Origin of the sequence: Blastococcus carthaginiensis (assembly GCF_030731085.1) — a bacterium.
In the GTDB taxonomy this organism is placed as follows: Bacteria; Actinomycetota; Actinomycetes; order Mycobacteriales; family Geodermatophilaceae; genus Blastococcus; species Blastococcus carthaginiensis.
In genome coordinates this window covers 1-13,424 of sequence record NZ_JASNFN010000049.1, presented here as the reverse complement: position 1 = coordinate 13,424, position 13,424 = coordinate 1, and the positions used below count along the sequence as shown (strand labels likewise).

Below are 13,424 nucleotides of genomic sequence, written 5' to 3'. Positions count from 1 at the left end.
CCCCCCCCTCACCCCCCCGGTGCGGCGCCCCGCGGTGGGGGTGCGGCGCAGCGGCCCCGACCGGGGGCCGCTGCGCCGCTGCACGAGAGGAGGTGGGCGGGATGAGCGAGCGACGGATGCGTGACGAGCGCGGGGCGACCGCGGTCGAGTTCGCCTTCATCGTGCCGCTGCTGCTCGTGCTGGTCATCGGCATCGCCGAGTTCGGCCACGCCTTCCAGGTGCAGGGCACGCTCTCGGCGGCCGCCCGCGAGGGGGTGCGGGCCATGGCCCTGCGCAACGACCCCGCCGACGCACGGACCGTCGTCCGCAACGCGGCCGCATCGCTGCACCCGGCGATCACCGACGACCAGATCGACATCGTGATCGTCGGTGGGACGGCGGGGACCTGCCCCACCACCGGCGCCGGCGACACCGCCGTCCGCCTCACCATCACCTACCCGAAGCCCTACCTGACGGGCTTCTTCGGCTCCGAGATCGAGCTCACCGGAACGGGGGTCATGCGATGCAACGGCTGACCACGCGGCTCCGCCGCCGGCTGGCCGGCGAGCGCGGTGCCAGCGCCGTCGTGTTCTCGCTGCTGCTGGTGCCGATGCTGGGCTTCACGGCCATCGCCGTCGACATCGGCGCCCTCTACGCCGAGCGCGCCCGGCTCCAGGTCGCGGCCGACGCCGCCGCCATCGCCGTCGCGCAGGACTGCTCGCGCGGCAACTGCGGCGACATGCTGGCGACGGCCCAGCAGCTGATCAGCCACAACGACCCCACGGGCACCGCTGCCCAGCCCGTCCTCAGCAGCGACCCGCTCAGCGTGACCGTCACCGGTGGCGCACCGAAGGAGCACTGGTTCGCGCCGGTCATCGGCCACGACAGCAGCCAGGTCTCGGCGACCGCGACCGTCGGTTGGGGTGCTCCCAGCCAGGGCACCGCCGTGCTGCCCCTCACCTTCTCCTGGTGCGCGTTCGAGAAGCAGACCGGTGGCGGCCTCCCGGACGAGGAGGCCCCGCAGGTGCTCAAGCTGACCAAGACCGACGGCGCCCCGGAGTGCCACCCGCCGTCGGGCAACCAGATCCCGGGCGGCTTCGGCTTCGTGCGGACCGGCTCGGGCGGTTGCGGGACCGCCAGCCAGATCGACGGCATGTTGCAGTCCGATCCCGGCGAATCCCCGTCCGCGGGGTGCGAGCCCGAGGACTTCGCCTCCTACCTCGGCCAGACGGTGCTGCTGCCGATCTTCGACGAGGCGGGCGGCACGGGCAGCGGTGGCTGGTACCGGGTGCACGGCTACGCCGCCTTCCGGCTGACCGGCTACTCCTTCACCGGCCAGTACAAGTCCGATCCCCGGCCCTGCACCGGCAACGACCGCTGCATCACCGGCTACTTCACGCGCTTCGTCGAGCTGTCCGACGACTGGAGCTACAGCCCGGACGCCCCGCAGATGGGCGCCTCGATCCTCCGACTGATCCGATAGGGGCGCCCGCTCGTGAGACGTCGTTTCCTGGCCGCCGTGGCGGCCCTCGTGCTGATCGCCGTCGGCACCGTGGTCCTCGTGGGCTACGTGCGCGGCGCGGAGCAGCGTGCCTTCGCCGGCGTCCAGGCCGTGGAGGTGCTGGTGGCCGAGGTCGCCATCCCTGCCGGCACCCCGGGCAGCGCCCTGGCCGAACTGGTCGGCGTCGAGCTCCTGCCGGCGAAGGCCGCGATGCCCGGCCGGGTCACCGACCTGGCCACGCTGGCCGACCGCGTCGCCACCATCGACCTGGAGCCCGGCGAGCAGCTGCTCGGCAGCCGGTTCGCGCGCCCCGACCAGCGGCAGGCTCCCGGCACGGTGCCGGTCCCCGAGGGCATGCAAGAGGTCAGCATCGTCCTGGAGCCGCAGCGGGCCGTGGGCGGCCGGCTCTCCGCCGGCGACACCGTCGGCGTCTTCGTCTCCATGGGCGGGGACGCCGGGGGCACGACCCACTCGGTGCTGCACGAGGTGCTGGTCAGCCAGGTGCAGGGGGCGCCCGCCCCGCCGGCCCCGCCCGCCGACGGGACGGCTTCGCCCGCCGCGGCGCCCGCTCCCTCGGGCAGCCTCATGATCACGTTCGCCGTCACCGCCCCGCAGGCCGAGGCGATCGTCTTCGCCGCCGAGCACGCCAGCATCTGGCTGTCCCTCGAGCCCGCCGACCCCGACGTCTCCCGCACCCAGGTGCTGACGCCGGACACGATCTACGGAAAGGCCTACTCATGAGCCGCGTCGTCCTGGCCGGAGCCGGGGAGGACCTCGTCCTGCGGGTCAAGGAGGCCACCGACGGCGACGTGCACGTCCTGCCGCCGGGCCGGCTGCCCAGCGACCCCGCCCGGCTGTTCGAGCAGCTCGTCGACGGCGAGCTGCCCGACGTGCTGCTCGTCGGCCCGCACGCGCCGGCACCCGAGGTGCTGGGCCTGGCCAGCCGGCTCGACGTGCAGTCGCCGGGCATCACCGTCGTCCTCATGGCCGAGCCGTCGCCCGAGATGTGGCAGGCGGCCATGCGTGCGGGCATCCGCGACCTGCTGCCGCCCGACGCCGACGTCGAGGAGATCGGCGCCGCCGTCGAGCGGGCCGGGCGGGCCGCCGCCGGCCGGCGCCGGGTGCTGCGGCCGACCAGCGAGACCGACCGCTACGCCGGGCGCGTCATCACCATCGCCTCGCCGAAGGGGGGCGTCGGCAAGACCACTGTCGCGACCAACCTGGCCATCGGGCTCACCGACGCCGCTCCCCAGTCGACCGTGCTGGTGGACCTGGACGTGCAGTTCGGCGACGTGGCCTCCGCCCTGGGACTCGTCCCCGAGTACACCCTCCCCGACGCCGTGCACGGGCCGGCGGCCGAGGACACCATGGTCCTCAAGACCTTCCTGACCCAGCACCCCAGCGGGCTGTTCGCCGTCTGCGGCGCGGAGTCGCCGGCGGCCGGTGACACGGTCAGCGGTGAGGACGTCACCCGGCTGCTGGCCTCGCTGGCGCGCGAGTTCCGCTACGTCGTCGTCGACACGGCCCCCGGCCTGTCCGAGCAGACGCTGGCGGCGCTGGACCGCGCGTCCGACGTCGTCATGCTCACGAGCATGGACGTGCCCGGTGTGCGGGGGCTGCGCAAGGAGCTCGACGTGCTCCGGGAGCTGACCATGATCCCCGCGGGGCGGCACGTCGTCATGAACTTCGCCGACCCCAAGGGCGGCCTGACCGTCCGCGACGTCGAGACGACGATCGGCACCGGCGTCGACGTCGTCCTGCCCCGGTCGAAGGCCGTGCCCGCCACGACCAACCAGGGCGTCCCCATCCTGTCCAGCGGCGGCCGCCGCGACCCGATGGTGCGCGAGCTGCGCCGGCTGGTGTCCCGCTTCTCGGCGACCCCGCTGATGAAGTCCGGTCGCTACCGGGCCAAGCACCGGGCGTCGTCGTGAACCTCGCCCAGCGGCTGCAGGCGGCGCGGGGCGGGGAAGGAGCGGCGCCTGCGAGCGAGCAGCCCGCGCCCGCCGTCGCCCAGGCGTCCGTCCCGGCCCGTGCGGTGCCGCCCGCCGCGCCTGCTGCCACCCGCACCCTGCCCAAGCCCCGGCCGGCCGCCTCTGCGGCGCTCGCGCCGCCGACCGACGCCCTGGCGCGGCTCAAGGACCGCGTGGGCAAGGCGCTGTTCGAGCGCATGGGCAGCCGGATGAACGACCCTTCGATGGCCGAGGACGCGCTGCGGGCGGTGGTCCTCAAGGAGCTCGACGAGGTCGTCGAGGAGGAGAACGTCCCGCTCAGCACGGAGGAGCGGCAGCGGCTCACCGCCGAACTGGCCGACGACGTGCTCGGCTACGGCCCCCTGCAGCGACTGCTCGACGATGCCGCCGTCAGCGAGATCATGGTCAACGGGCCCGACGCCATCTACGTGGAGCGCAGCGGTCGGCTCGAGCGCACCGCCACGCGGTTCACCTCCGAGGAGCACCTGCGCCGGGTCATCGACCGCATCGTCTCCCGGGTGGGACGGCGGATCGACGAGTCCTCCCCGCTGGTCGACGCCCGGCTGGCCGACGGCTCGCGCGTCAACGCGGTCATCCCCCCGCTGGCCTTCAGCGGCTCCACGCTCACCATCCGGAAGTTCTCCAAGGACCCGTTCACCGTCGAGGACCTGATCAACTTCGGCACGCTCTCCCCGGAGATGGCCGAACTGCTCGACGCCTGCGTCCAGGCCCGGCTGAACGTGATCGTCTCCGGCGGTACCGGTACCGGGAAGACGACGCTGCTCAACGTGCTGTCCTCGTTCATCCCCGAGGGCGAGCGGATCGTCACCATCGAGGACGCCGTCGAGCTGCAGCTCCAGCAGGACCACGTCGTCCGGCTGGAGTCCCGGCCGCCCAACATCGAGGGCAAGGGCGCGATCACCATCCGCGACCTGGTCCGCAACTCGCTGCGCATGCGCCCCGACCGCATCGTGGTCGGGGAGTGCCGTGGCGGGGAGTCGCTGGACATGCTGCAGGCGATGAACACCGGCCACGACGGCTCGCTGTCCACCGTGCACGCCAACACCCCGCGCGACGCGGTCGCCCGGCTGGAGACCCTGGTGCTGATGGCCGGCATGGACCTGCCGCTGCGGGCGATCCGCGAGCAGATCGCCTCCGCCGTCGACCTCGTCGTCCAGATCACCCGGCTGCGCGACGGGAGCCGCCGCGTCACCCACGTCACCGAGGTGCAGGGCATGGAGGGCGAGACGGTGACCCTCCAGGACGCCTTCCTCTTCGACTACTCCGCCGGGGTCGATGCGCACGGCAGGTTCCTCGGCAAGCCCGTGCCGACGGGCGTCCGTCCACGGTTCACCGACAGGTTCGACGACCTCGGCATCACGCTCTCGCCCCGCGTCTTCGGCGCGGTCGAGCCGGCCGCGCCCAGGCGGTGGTGACCGTGCCCGCTGCCCTCCTGCTCCTCGGCGTCGGCGCGATCGCCGCGGCCCTGCTCGTCCTCGCCCTCGTCGTCCTCCCGGCCGGCCCCGCGCGCGTGCCGCTGACCCGGCTGGACCCGTCCGTGGCGCCGCCCGCCTCCGCGCTGGCGGGCGCGGGGGCAGCGGCCGGGGCCGCGGTCGAGAAGGCGCTCGTCAAGCGCGGGCGGCTCGCCGCCGGGGTCGCTGCTCTCGAGCGCGCCGGCCTGACGACGACGCTGCCGAACTTCGTCCTCGCCGTCGGGCTGACCGCCGTCGTCGGTGCGGTGATCGGCGGACTGCTCGGTGGCCCCGTGCTGGCCGTGCTCGTCGTCGTCATGGTGCCCTTCGGCGCGAAGCTGCTGCTCGGCCTCCTCGCCGGGCGCCGGCAGTCCGCGTTCGCCGACCAGCTCGACGACTCGCTGCAGCTCATGGCCAGCAGCCTGCGCGCCGGGCACAGCCTGCTGCGCGCCGTGGACTCGGTGTCGCACGAGGCGGAGGCACCGACGTCGGAGGAGTTCGCCCGGATCGTCAACGAGACCCGCGTCGGCCGCGATCTCAACGACGCCCTGGACGAGGTCGCCGACCGCATGGGCAGCGACGACTTCACCTGGGTCGCGCAGGCCATCGCCATCCACCGGGAGGTCGGCGGAAACCTCGCCGAGGTGCTCGACGCCGTCGGCAACACCATCCGCGAGCGCAACGCGATCCGGCGCCAGGTCAAGGCGCTGTCGGCCGAGGGGAAGCTCTCCGCGATCGTGCTGATGGCCCTGCCCTTCGGCGTGACCGCGTTCCTCTCGGTGAGCAACCCGGAGTACCTGGCCAAGTTCACCCAGAGCCTCGTCGGCTACGGCATGCTCGCCGGCGCCGCCGTGATGCTGCTCGTGGGCGGCCTGTGGCTGAAGAAGACCGTGGCGATCCGGTTCTGATGACCACCGTCCCCGTCTCCGTGATCCTGGCCGCGCTCGGCCTCTGCGCGGCCCTCCCCGTGCTGGGCTGGTCGCTGCTCTCCGGCGCCGGCGGGGAGAGCGCCCAGATCCGCGACAACCTGCTGCGCGGCATCGACGCCGGCGCAGCCACCGGTGGGCGCGGCCGTACCGGTCCCGGCGTCCTCTCCCGGGTCGCCCGGGGGCTCACGCCGCGGGGCACCGTCGCCCGGCTCGACCGCCTGGCCGGCCGCGCCGGGCGGCCCGCCGCCTGGCCGGTGCCCAGGCTCGTCGCGGCGAAGCTCGTCCTCGGTCCGGTCGCGGGCGTGCTCGGCCTGCTCCTGGCGACGTCCTCGCCCGGTCCGGTGACCGCTGGGGCCGCGGTGCTCGGCACGGTCGTGGCCTACTTCCTACCGGAGCTGCTGCTGCACAGCCGCGGTCAGGAACGGCAGGAGGCGATCGCGCTCGAGCTGGCCGACACGCTCGACCAGATGACCATCGCCGTGGAGGCGGGGCTCGGGTTCGAGTCGGCCATGGCCCGGGCCGGCAGCAACGGGAAGGGGGCCCTGGCCGAGGAACTGGTGCGCACCCTGCAGGACATCGCCGTCGGCCAGCCCCGGCGGGACGCCTACCTGGCGCTCGCCGAGCGGACCGGCGTCCCCGACCTGCGCCGGTTCATCCGGGCCGTCGTGCAGGCCGACCAGTACGGGGTCTCGATCGCCGACGTGCTGCGCACCCAGGCCGCGGAGATGCGGCTCAAGCGGCGGCAGCGGGCCGAGGAGAAGGCCATGCAGATCCCGGTGAAGGTCATCTTCCCGCTGATCCTGTGCATCCTGCCGACGCTGTTCATCGTGCTGCTCGGCCCCGCCGTCATGGACATCGTGGCCACCTTCAGCGGGCCCTGACCCCCGGGCATAGGAAGCTATCCATGCGGATTCGGCCCCCATTCCGCATGCAAAGCTTCCTATGCCTGCCCGGCCGGCCGGCTCAGTGCGTGGGCTGCGGGCCCGCGGAGCCGGTTCCGCGCGGTTGCGAGGGGTTGGTCGGGTCGCCCTGCGACGACGGGTTGATCGCGGGGCCGGTGGTCGCCCCGGAGACCTTCGAGCCGCCCGCGGCGTGCGACGGGTCGTCGGCCGCCGACGCAGCGGGGTCCCCGCCGGAGGGCTGCGCACCCTCGCGCAGCGACGTGAGGCGGTTCTCCATGATCGTGACCACCTGCACGCGGTTGGCGTGGGTGCGTTCGTACTCGAGCACGGTCTCCAGACCCTGGGCGTCCAGCGTCCGGATCCGCGAGGCCAGACCCTCCACGGGCAGGTGGTCGTAGTCGGGCAGGGGCAGCTGGTCGTGCTCGGTCATCCCTCGTCCTCTCTGCGGTTCGTGTCGACCGACCGCCTACCCCGTCCTCCGCGTTCGACACCGGGTGTGAGCTCCCGGTCGGTGGGTAGGCGGCGACGGCGGGAGTCACGGCCCAGCGCCACCCCGCCCACCGAACACCCCCGATCGACCGAGGAGTTGTCCCCCCGACATGGACGTGTCCTTCCTGGAGCCGGTGTTCGCCGCCGCTGGTCCCTACGCCACGGTCTGCGCCGACGTCACGCACACCACCGAGTCCGCCGACACCGAGCTCGAGCTCCGCGTGCGCGCGCTCTGCGAGCAGCTGACCGAGCAGGGGGCGCCGGAGACGGTCGTCGAGGCCGTGCGCGCCCGGCTGCTCGAGGGCAACGAGGGCGGCGAGGCCGGCACGCTGAAGGGCCGCGCCGTCATCGTGGCCGCCGACGGGTCGATCGTGCTCGACGAGGTGCTCGCCGACAGCCCCGCCCGCGAGACCGCCGAGTGGGCGGCGCACCCCGACCTGCTCCCGGTGCTGCGCCAGCTGGCCGGCCGGGTGCCGCACGTCGTGGTCGTCGCCGACCGGGTCGGTGCCGACATCACCGCTGCCGGGCTCCCGGGCCAGGAGGACGAGGAGCGGCAGGTGGAGGGCGACACCTTCCACATGCGCAAGCTCGGGGTCGGCGGATGGTCCCAGCGGCGGTACATGGAGACGGCCGAGAACCAGTGGATCGACAACGCCGACAAGGTCGCGGAGGAGATCGCCTCCCTGGCCCGGCGGCTGGGCCCCCGCTTCGTGCTGCTGGCCGGCGACGTGCGGGCGCGGCAGATCCTCTCCGACCGCGCCAGCGGCGTGTGGTCCGACCTCGTCGTCACCATGGAGGAGGGTGGGCGCGCGGCCGGAGCCGACCGCGAGCCGATCGAGCGGCGGACGAACGAGCTGGTCGCCGAGCACGAGGCGCGCGACATCGCCACCGCCGTCGACCAGGTGCAGGGTGCCGGCGCCCACGGGCTGGCCGTCACCGGCACGGCGGCCGTCGTCGAGGCCCTGCGCAAGGGGCAGGTGGAGACCCTCGTCGTCACCGACGAGCGGGACGCCGACGCAACCCTGCTGGTCGGCGGTAGCCCGCTCGAGCTCGGCGTCAAGCAGCAGGACATGGACGCGCTCGGGGTGCACGGCGAGATCGCCCCGGCCGGTCCGGCGCTGCTGGAAGCGGCCGTGGCCAGCGCGGCCGGCGTGCTCGTCGTCCCGAAGGCGGCGCTGCCCGGCGGTGACCCGGTGGCCGCGCTCCTGCGCTACACCGACGCCTCCACCGACGCCGGCAACTGACGCGCGTCGTCCCGACGAAGGAGCTCCCCGTGACCGATCCGCACCAGGCCGCCACCGCACCCGGCACCGACCAGGCCGACCTCGACCACCGCGCCGCGCTGGCCGAGGCCCTGGGCAAGGAGGTGTGGCCGGCCGACCGCGACCAGCTCGTCGCCAAGGCGCAGGAGGGCGGCGGCACCGACCGGGTGCTGGCGGACCTGCGGCGGCTGCCCGCCGGGCAGCAGTTCGAGAACGTCCAGGAGGTCGCCCGGGCCCTCGGGCTCGGCACCGAGCAGCAGCGGTTCTGACGTGACGACGCAGAAGAAGCCGAGCCCGGAGGCGCTGGACAACGTCACCGAGGGCAACATCGAGACCCGCTCGCAGCTGCTGCCCGAGGAGAAGGGCGTCCAGGGCAGCGGCATGGAGGAGGTCGCCGCCGAGGTGATCCTCGCCGAGTCGGAGGAGCGGACGGTCCACCCCGACCCCGACGACGCACAGGGCGCGCACCGGCAGTCCTCCGACACCGCCGACCTGCCCTGACGTGCGGCACGAGCACCCGGTCCGGCTGCGCTGGTCGGACCCCGACATGCTGGGCCACGTCAACCACGCCCGTGCGCTGGCGCTCCTGGAGGATGCCCGGCTGGCGATCGGGGACGACCACGCCGGCGGCGGTCTGATCCTCGCCCGTCTCGAGGTCGACTACCTCCGCCAGCTCTACTACCGGGTGGGCGAGGAGCTCTGCGTGCAGAGCTGGGTGACCCGGCTGGGCACGAAGTCCTTCACCGTCCGGCAGGAGCTCGCGCAGGACGGCGAGGTCGCGATCCGGGCCGACTGCGTGCTCGTGGCGTTCGACTTCGCGGCGAACGCCAGCCGCGCGATGACCGACGCCGAGCGGGCGCACTGGACGCGGTACCTGGACAGCTAGGCCACACCTAGACCTGGCCGTAGGCGGCCCAGAGCCGGGGGAACCGGGCGGCGAACCACTCGTCGTCGTCCTCCGGGAACGGCTCGCCGGAGGGCTCGCCGAACTGGTCGTCGACCTCGTCGGGGCCCGGGTCGAGGTCCTCCTCGGCGAAGCCGCGGTCCTCCAGCACCTCGAGCGGGGCGTAGGCCCACTCCTCGGCGCAGCCGAAGTCGTCCTCGTCCTCGTCCCACTCGAGGTCGACGAGCGCGTCGGGTTGGGCCAGCACCCGCTCGTAGGCGTCCCGCCCGTGGCTGATCAGCCAGTTCCGGAAGTCGAGGAAGGCGTCCTCGCCCGCCCCGCCGAGAGCGACGTACGCCGCGGCCCAGAGGTCCCAGCGGTTGGCCCGGGTGCGGGCGGCCATGAGCTGGCGGTAGAAGCCCAGGACGTCGTCGTCGGAGAGCTCCTCCAGCGCGGCCGTGAGGGTCACGACGTGCTCGGCCACCACCGAGTCCTTCGCGGTCTCGACCGCCTCCGCGCGGGTGTCCTCGACCAGCGTCCAGAACGTGCTCGCGTCCACGGCCGGAACCTACCGGCGCGGAGGGTGCGCGCGGCGGTTGCCGAGCCCGCCACGCGCGGCCAGGATCCGGTGGGCGGCGCCGCTGGCGAGGGGGAGACGTGGGGTTCTTCGACGGGTTCTCCGAGCAGCGCCTCGACGTCGGCGAGGGCGTCGCCCTGCGCTTGCGGTCCGGTGGCGAAGGAGCGCCGGTCGTGCTGCTGCACGGCCACCCGCGCACGCACACCACCTGGCACCGCGTCGCGCCGCTGCTGGCCGCGGCGGGGCACACCGTCGTCTGCCCGGACCTGCGCGGCTACGGCCGGTCGACGTCGGTCCCCAGCGCGGAGGACCACGGGCCCTACTCCAAGCGGGCGATGGCCCGGGACGTCGTGGCGCTCATGCGCGCGCTCGGGTACGAGCGCTTCGCCGTCGTCGGGCACGACCGCGGGAGTTACGTGGCGATGCGGGTGGCGCTGGACCACCCCGCCGCGGTGACGCGTCTCGCCGTGCTCGACTCCATCCCGATCGTGGAGCACCTCGAGCGGGCGGACGCCCGGTTCGCCACCGCCTGGTGGCACTGGTTTTTCTTCGCCCAGCCGGGCAAGCCCGAACAGGCGATCGGTGCGGATCCCGACGCCTGGTACGGGGCACTGCGACCGGGGAGGGCAGCGGAGATGGGGGAGGAGAACCACGCCGACTTCCTGGCCGCGATCCGGGACCCGCTCACCCGGTCGGCCATGCTGGAGGACTACCGCGCCGGGCTCGGTGTCGACCGGGCGGCCGAGGAGGCCGATCGTGCCGCCGGCAGGCGCATCACCTGCCCGACGCTGGTGCTGTGGTCGGCCCGCGACGACCTCGAGGAGCTGCACGGCGACCCGCGGGCCATCTGGGCGGACTGGACCACCGACCTCCGTGGCGGCGGGCCGATCGACAGCGGGCACCACATGGCCGAGGAGGCGCCCGAGGAGCTGGTGGGGGCGCTGGTCCCGTTCCTAGGAGGAGACCGGCTCGGCGGGGCGCAGCCGTGACGGGGTGGTGCTGTCGCGGACGACGAGCCGCGTGGCCAGCTCCAGCCGCGGGCTCTCGATGGTCTCGCCGTCCACCATCCGCAGCACCGTCCGCGCCGCCAGCACGCCCATCTCGGTCAGCGGCTGGTGCACCGTGGTGAGCGGCGGCGAGGACCAGCGGGCCTCCGGTAGGTCGTCGAACCCGACGACGCTGACGTCCTCGGGTACCCGCATGCCCCGGCGCCGGACCCCTTCGTAGACCCCCAGTGCCATCTGGTCGTTGGCGGCGAAGACGGCGGTCGGCGGGTCGGGCAGGGCCAGGAGGCGGTCGGCTGCGCGGGCCCCCGAGGCGTAGCCGAAGTCGCCGTCCACCACCAGGTCGGCGTCGAACGGCCGCCCGGCGGCCTCCAGGCCTGCCCGGTACCCGGCCAGGCGGGCGCGGCTGGCCCAGAGGTCGGGCGTACCGGCGACGAAGGCGATGCGCCGGTGGCCGAGCCCGGTCAGGTGCTCGGTGGCGCTGAGGCCGCCGGCCCAGTTGGTCGCGCCGATGGTCGGCACGTCCAGCCCCGGGACGCCGGCCGGGTCGACGACGACCGCGGGGACCTGCAGCTTTCGCAGCTCCGCGTCGAGCTCCGGGTCCAGCTCGCTGGTGACCAGGATGGCGCCGTCGCTGGCCCGGGCGCTGAGGTTGTCCAGCCACCCCCGGGTGGCGCTGGCCCGGCGGTGGATCGCGGTGACCACGGTGCCGGCGCCCGCCGCGTGGGCGGCGTCCTCCACCCCGCGGATGATCTCCAGCGCCCACGGGCTGTCGAGGTCGTTGAAGACCAGGTCGATCAGCCGCGCCCGGGCCCGGCCGCCCCGGCGCTGGTAGCCGTGGTCGCGGAGCAGCTGCTCCACGCGCTCACGGGTCTGCGGGGCCACGTCGGACCGCCCGTTGAGGACGCGCGAGACCGTCGGGACCGACACCCCGGCCGCCGCGGCGATCGCCGCGATGGTCACTGCGCCGGTCTGCTCGTCGGCCAACGGACCTCCTCCTGGTCGGGGCGGCCAGCCTACGGCCGGTCGCGCGGTCCCGGGCGGGTGCGCGGCGACGCTCCTCCCGACGGGCGAAGGGGCGGCCTCCGACGACGGCGTCCGGTGCCCGCTGGCTCTCGTGTTGACGCCCCCATGTGACCTACGTAACGTCCGGGCTTCGGTTTCCGGAAACTTTCGGACACTGTTCCGACGTCTCGAGGGAAGGCACAGCATGCGTTCTGTGAGGTTCGGTTCGCGGGCGGCAGCCCGTTGCGCGGTCGGGGTGGCCCTGGTCCCGGTCGCGATCTCCGCCGCGGTCCTGCCCGCCGCGGCGTCGCCCCGGGACCAGGCGGCACCGTCGGCCCAGGCACAGGAGGACCGGTCGCACGGCCCGGCCATCCGGAACGGCCTGCGCACCGTCACCCCCGACGACCTGGTCATCGGGACCGCGGTCGCCGGCGGGGGGCACCACGTGAACGCGGGCTACCCCGATCCGTTCACCCGCGACCCCCGGTACCGGAAGGTCCTCGCCACGGAGTTCGACTCGGTGTCCCCCGAGAACCAGATGAAGTGGGAGTTCATCCACCCCGAGCCCGGGGTCTACAACTTCGGGCCCGCGGACGCGATCGTCGCCTTCGCCGAGCGCCACGGGCAGGTCGTCCGCGGGCACACCCTGCTCTGGCACAGCCAGCTGGCCGAGTGGGTCACCGAGGGGGACTACTCCGACGAGGAGCTCCGGGCCATCCTCAAGGACCACATCCAGACGGTGGTCGGCCACTACAAGGGCCGCATCCAGCAGTGGGACGTCGCCAACGAGATCTTCACCGACACCTGGGAGGGCGACGAGATCCGCCTGCGCCCGCAGAACGTCTTCATCGAGCGGCTGGGCGAGGGGATCATCGCCGACGCCTTCCGCTGGGCGCACGAGGCCGACCCGGAGGCCGAGCTCTTCCTCAACGACTACGCCGTCGAGGACATGGGCCCGAAGAGCGACGCCTACTACGAGCTCGCGAAGAAGCTGCTCGCCGAGGGCGTCCCGCTGCACGGGTTCGCCTTCCAGGCCCACCTGGACCTGCAGTACCCGTTCCCGGAGACCCTCGACGAGAACATGCAGCGCTTCGACGACCTGGGGCTGGAGACCGCGATCACCGAGCTCGACGTCCGGTTCACCCTCCCGGAGAGCGGGGTGCCCACCGCGGAGCAGCTCGCCGAGCAGGCGGACACCTACCAGGGCGTCCTCGAGGCCTGCCTGTCGGTGGACGACTGCAACTCCTTCACCATCTGGGGCTTCAACGACAGGTACTCGTGGGTGCCGAGCTTCTCGCCCGGCCAGGGGGCGGCGACCGTGATGTTCGAGGACTACGAGCGCAAGCCCGCGTACTGGGCCCTGCACGAGACGCTCGCGGAGGCGAAGGCCGGGCGGTGACCGGTCCGGTCCGGCTCGCCGGACCCGCCTGAGCGCCGGGCGGCCGCTCCCC

16 protein-coding genes are annotated in these 13,424 nt (G+C 73.8%); 13 read left to right on the top strand and 3 right to left on the bottom strand.

What is annotated here, in order from left to right; all coding sequences use genetic code 11:
- The first annotated feature begins 101 nt into the window (after positions 1-101).
- From QOZ88_RS22660 to QOZ88_RS22630, 7 genes are read left to right on the top strand one after another with little or no spacing between them, the layout of a single operon-like run.
- Positions 102-515 carry a TadE/TadG family type IV pilus assembly protein gene (locus tag QOZ88_RS22660; protein WP_306001942.1) on the top strand — a complete coding sequence of 138 codons (414 nt, stop codon included), beginning with the start codon at positions 102-104 and terminating at the stop codon, positions 513-515.
- A complete protein-coding gene (locus tag QOZ88_RS22655) occupies positions 503-1,462 on the top strand; it encodes a TadE/TadG family type IV pilus assembly protein (protein WP_306001941.1) in 960 nt (319 codons plus the stop codon). Before QOZ88_RS22660 ends, QOZ88_RS22655 begins: the two co-directional genes overlap by 13 nt.
- 12 nt (positions 1,463-1,474) lie before the next feature.
- Positions 1,475-2,221, top strand: coding sequence for a Flp pilus assembly protein CpaB (cpaB, locus tag QOZ88_RS22650; protein ID WP_306001940.1), 747 nt, complete (start codon positions 1,475-1,477; stop codon positions 2,219-2,221).
- On the top strand, positions 2,218-3,411 hold the full coding sequence (locus QOZ88_RS22645) for an AAA family ATPase (RefSeq protein ID WP_306001939.1): 1,194 nt from the start codon (positions 2,218-2,220) through the stop codon (positions 3,409-3,411). The genes cpaB and QOZ88_RS22645 overlap by 4 nt, the downstream gene beginning before the upstream one ends.
- Positions 3,408-4,886, top strand: coding sequence for a CpaF family protein (locus tag QOZ88_RS22640; RefSeq protein WP_306001938.1), 1,479 nt, complete (start codon positions 3,408-3,410; stop codon positions 4,884-4,886). The genes QOZ88_RS22645 and QOZ88_RS22640 overlap by 4 nt, the downstream gene beginning before the upstream one ends.
- Positions 4,887-4,888: 2 nt before the next feature.
- Positions 4,889-5,830 carry a type II secretion system F family protein gene (locus QOZ88_RS22635; protein WP_306001937.1) on the top strand — a complete coding sequence of 314 codons (942 nt, stop codon included), beginning with the start codon at positions 4,889-4,891 and terminating at the stop codon, positions 5,828-5,830.
- Positions 5,830-6,732, top strand: coding sequence for a type II secretion system F family protein (locus tag QOZ88_RS22630; protein ID WP_306001936.1), 903 nt, complete (start codon positions 5,830-5,832; stop codon positions 6,730-6,732). The genes QOZ88_RS22635 and QOZ88_RS22630 overlap by 1 nt, the downstream gene beginning before the upstream one ends.
- 82 nt (positions 6,733-6,814) lie before the next feature.
- Here QOZ88_RS22630 and QOZ88_RS22625 read toward each other — a convergent pair whose 3' ends face one another.
- Positions 6,815-7,183 carry a hypothetical protein gene (locus QOZ88_RS22625; protein WP_306001935.1) on the bottom strand — a complete coding sequence of 123 codons (369 nt, stop codon included), beginning with the start codon at positions 7,181-7,183 and terminating at the stop codon, positions 6,815-6,817.
- Between the two features lie 169 nt (positions 7,184-7,352).
- Here QOZ88_RS22625 and QOZ88_RS22620 point away from each other — a divergent pair, with 169 nt between their 5' ends.
- From QOZ88_RS22620 to QOZ88_RS22605, 4 genes are read left to right on the top strand one after another with little or no spacing between them, the layout of a single operon-like run.
- Complete coding sequence (locus tag QOZ88_RS22620) at positions 7,353-8,486, top strand: baeRF2 domain-containing protein (protein WP_306001934.1); 1,134 nt, start codon at positions 7,353-7,355, stop codon at positions 8,484-8,486.
- A 29-nt stretch (positions 8,487-8,515) separates the two neighbouring features.
- Complete coding sequence (locus QOZ88_RS22615; RefSeq protein WP_306001933.1) at positions 8,516-8,773, top strand: DUF2795 domain-containing protein; 258 nt, start codon at positions 8,516-8,518, stop codon at positions 8,771-8,773.
- Between the two features lies 1 nt (position 8,774).
- Positions 8,775-9,005, top strand: a complete 231-nt coding sequence (locus QOZ88_RS22610) for a hypothetical protein (protein WP_306001932.1) — start codon at positions 8,775-8,777, stop codon at positions 9,003-9,005.
- A 1-nt stretch (position 9,006) separates the two neighbouring features.
- Complete coding sequence (locus QOZ88_RS22605) at positions 9,007-9,390, top strand: acyl-CoA thioesterase (protein ID WP_306001931.1); 384 nt, start codon at positions 9,007-9,009, stop codon at positions 9,388-9,390.
- Positions 9,391-9,397: 7 nt separating this feature from the next.
- Here QOZ88_RS22605 and QOZ88_RS22600 read toward each other — a convergent pair whose 3' ends face one another.
- Positions 9,398-9,946, bottom strand: a complete 549-nt coding sequence (locus QOZ88_RS22600) for a DUF4240 domain-containing protein (protein WP_091931279.1) — start codon at positions 9,944-9,946, stop codon at positions 9,398-9,400.
- A 98-nt stretch (positions 9,947-10,044) separates the two neighbouring features.
- On the opposite strand from QOZ88_RS22600, the gene QOZ88_RS22595 reads away from it, so the two are divergent.
- Complete coding sequence (locus QOZ88_RS22595; protein WP_306001930.1) at positions 10,045-10,953, top strand: alpha/beta fold hydrolase; 909 nt, start codon at positions 10,045-10,047, stop codon at positions 10,951-10,953.
- Here QOZ88_RS22595 and QOZ88_RS22590 read toward each other — a convergent pair.
- Positions 10,918-11,955, bottom strand: coding sequence for a LacI family DNA-binding transcriptional regulator (locus QOZ88_RS22590; protein WP_306001929.1), 1,038 nt, complete (start codon positions 11,953-11,955; stop codon positions 10,918-10,920). The two genes, QOZ88_RS22595 and QOZ88_RS22590, sit on opposite strands and share 36 nt — an antisense overlap.
- 232 nt (positions 11,956-12,187) lie before the next feature.
- Here QOZ88_RS22590 and QOZ88_RS22585 point away from each other — a divergent pair, with 232 nt between their 5' ends.
- On the top strand, positions 12,188-13,372 hold the full coding sequence (locus QOZ88_RS22585) for an endo-1,4-beta-xylanase (RefSeq protein WP_306001928.1): 1,185 nt from the start codon (positions 12,188-12,190) through the stop codon (positions 13,370-13,372).
- The last annotated feature ends 52 nt before the right edge of the window (positions 13,373-13,424 follow it).

Excerpts from the sequence above, each read along its gene's own strand:
- QOZ88_RS22660 (WP_306001942.1), top strand. The coding sequence starts at position 102 with ATGAGCGAGCGACGGATGCGTGACGAGCGCGGGGCGACCGCGGTCGAG.
- QOZ88_RS22655 (WP_306001941.1), top strand. The coding sequence starts at position 503 with ATGCAACGGCTGACCACGCGGCTCCGCCGCCGGCTGGCCGGCGAGCGC.
- QOZ88_RS22645 (WP_306001939.1), top strand. The coding sequence starts at position 2,218 with ATGAGCCGCGTCGTCCTGGCCGGAGCCGGGGAGGACCTCGTCCTGCGG.
- QOZ88_RS22630 (WP_306001936.1), top strand. The coding sequence starts at position 5,830 with ATGACCACCGTCCCCGTCTCCGTGATCCTGGCCGCGCTCGGCCTCTGC.
- QOZ88_RS22625 (WP_306001935.1), bottom strand. The coding sequence starts at position 7,183 with ATGACCGAGCACGACCAGCTGCCCCTGCCCGACTACGACCACCTGCCC.
- QOZ88_RS22620 (WP_306001934.1), top strand. The coding sequence starts at position 7,353 with ATGGACGTGTCCTTCCTGGAGCCGGTGTTCGCCGCCGCTGGTCCCTAC.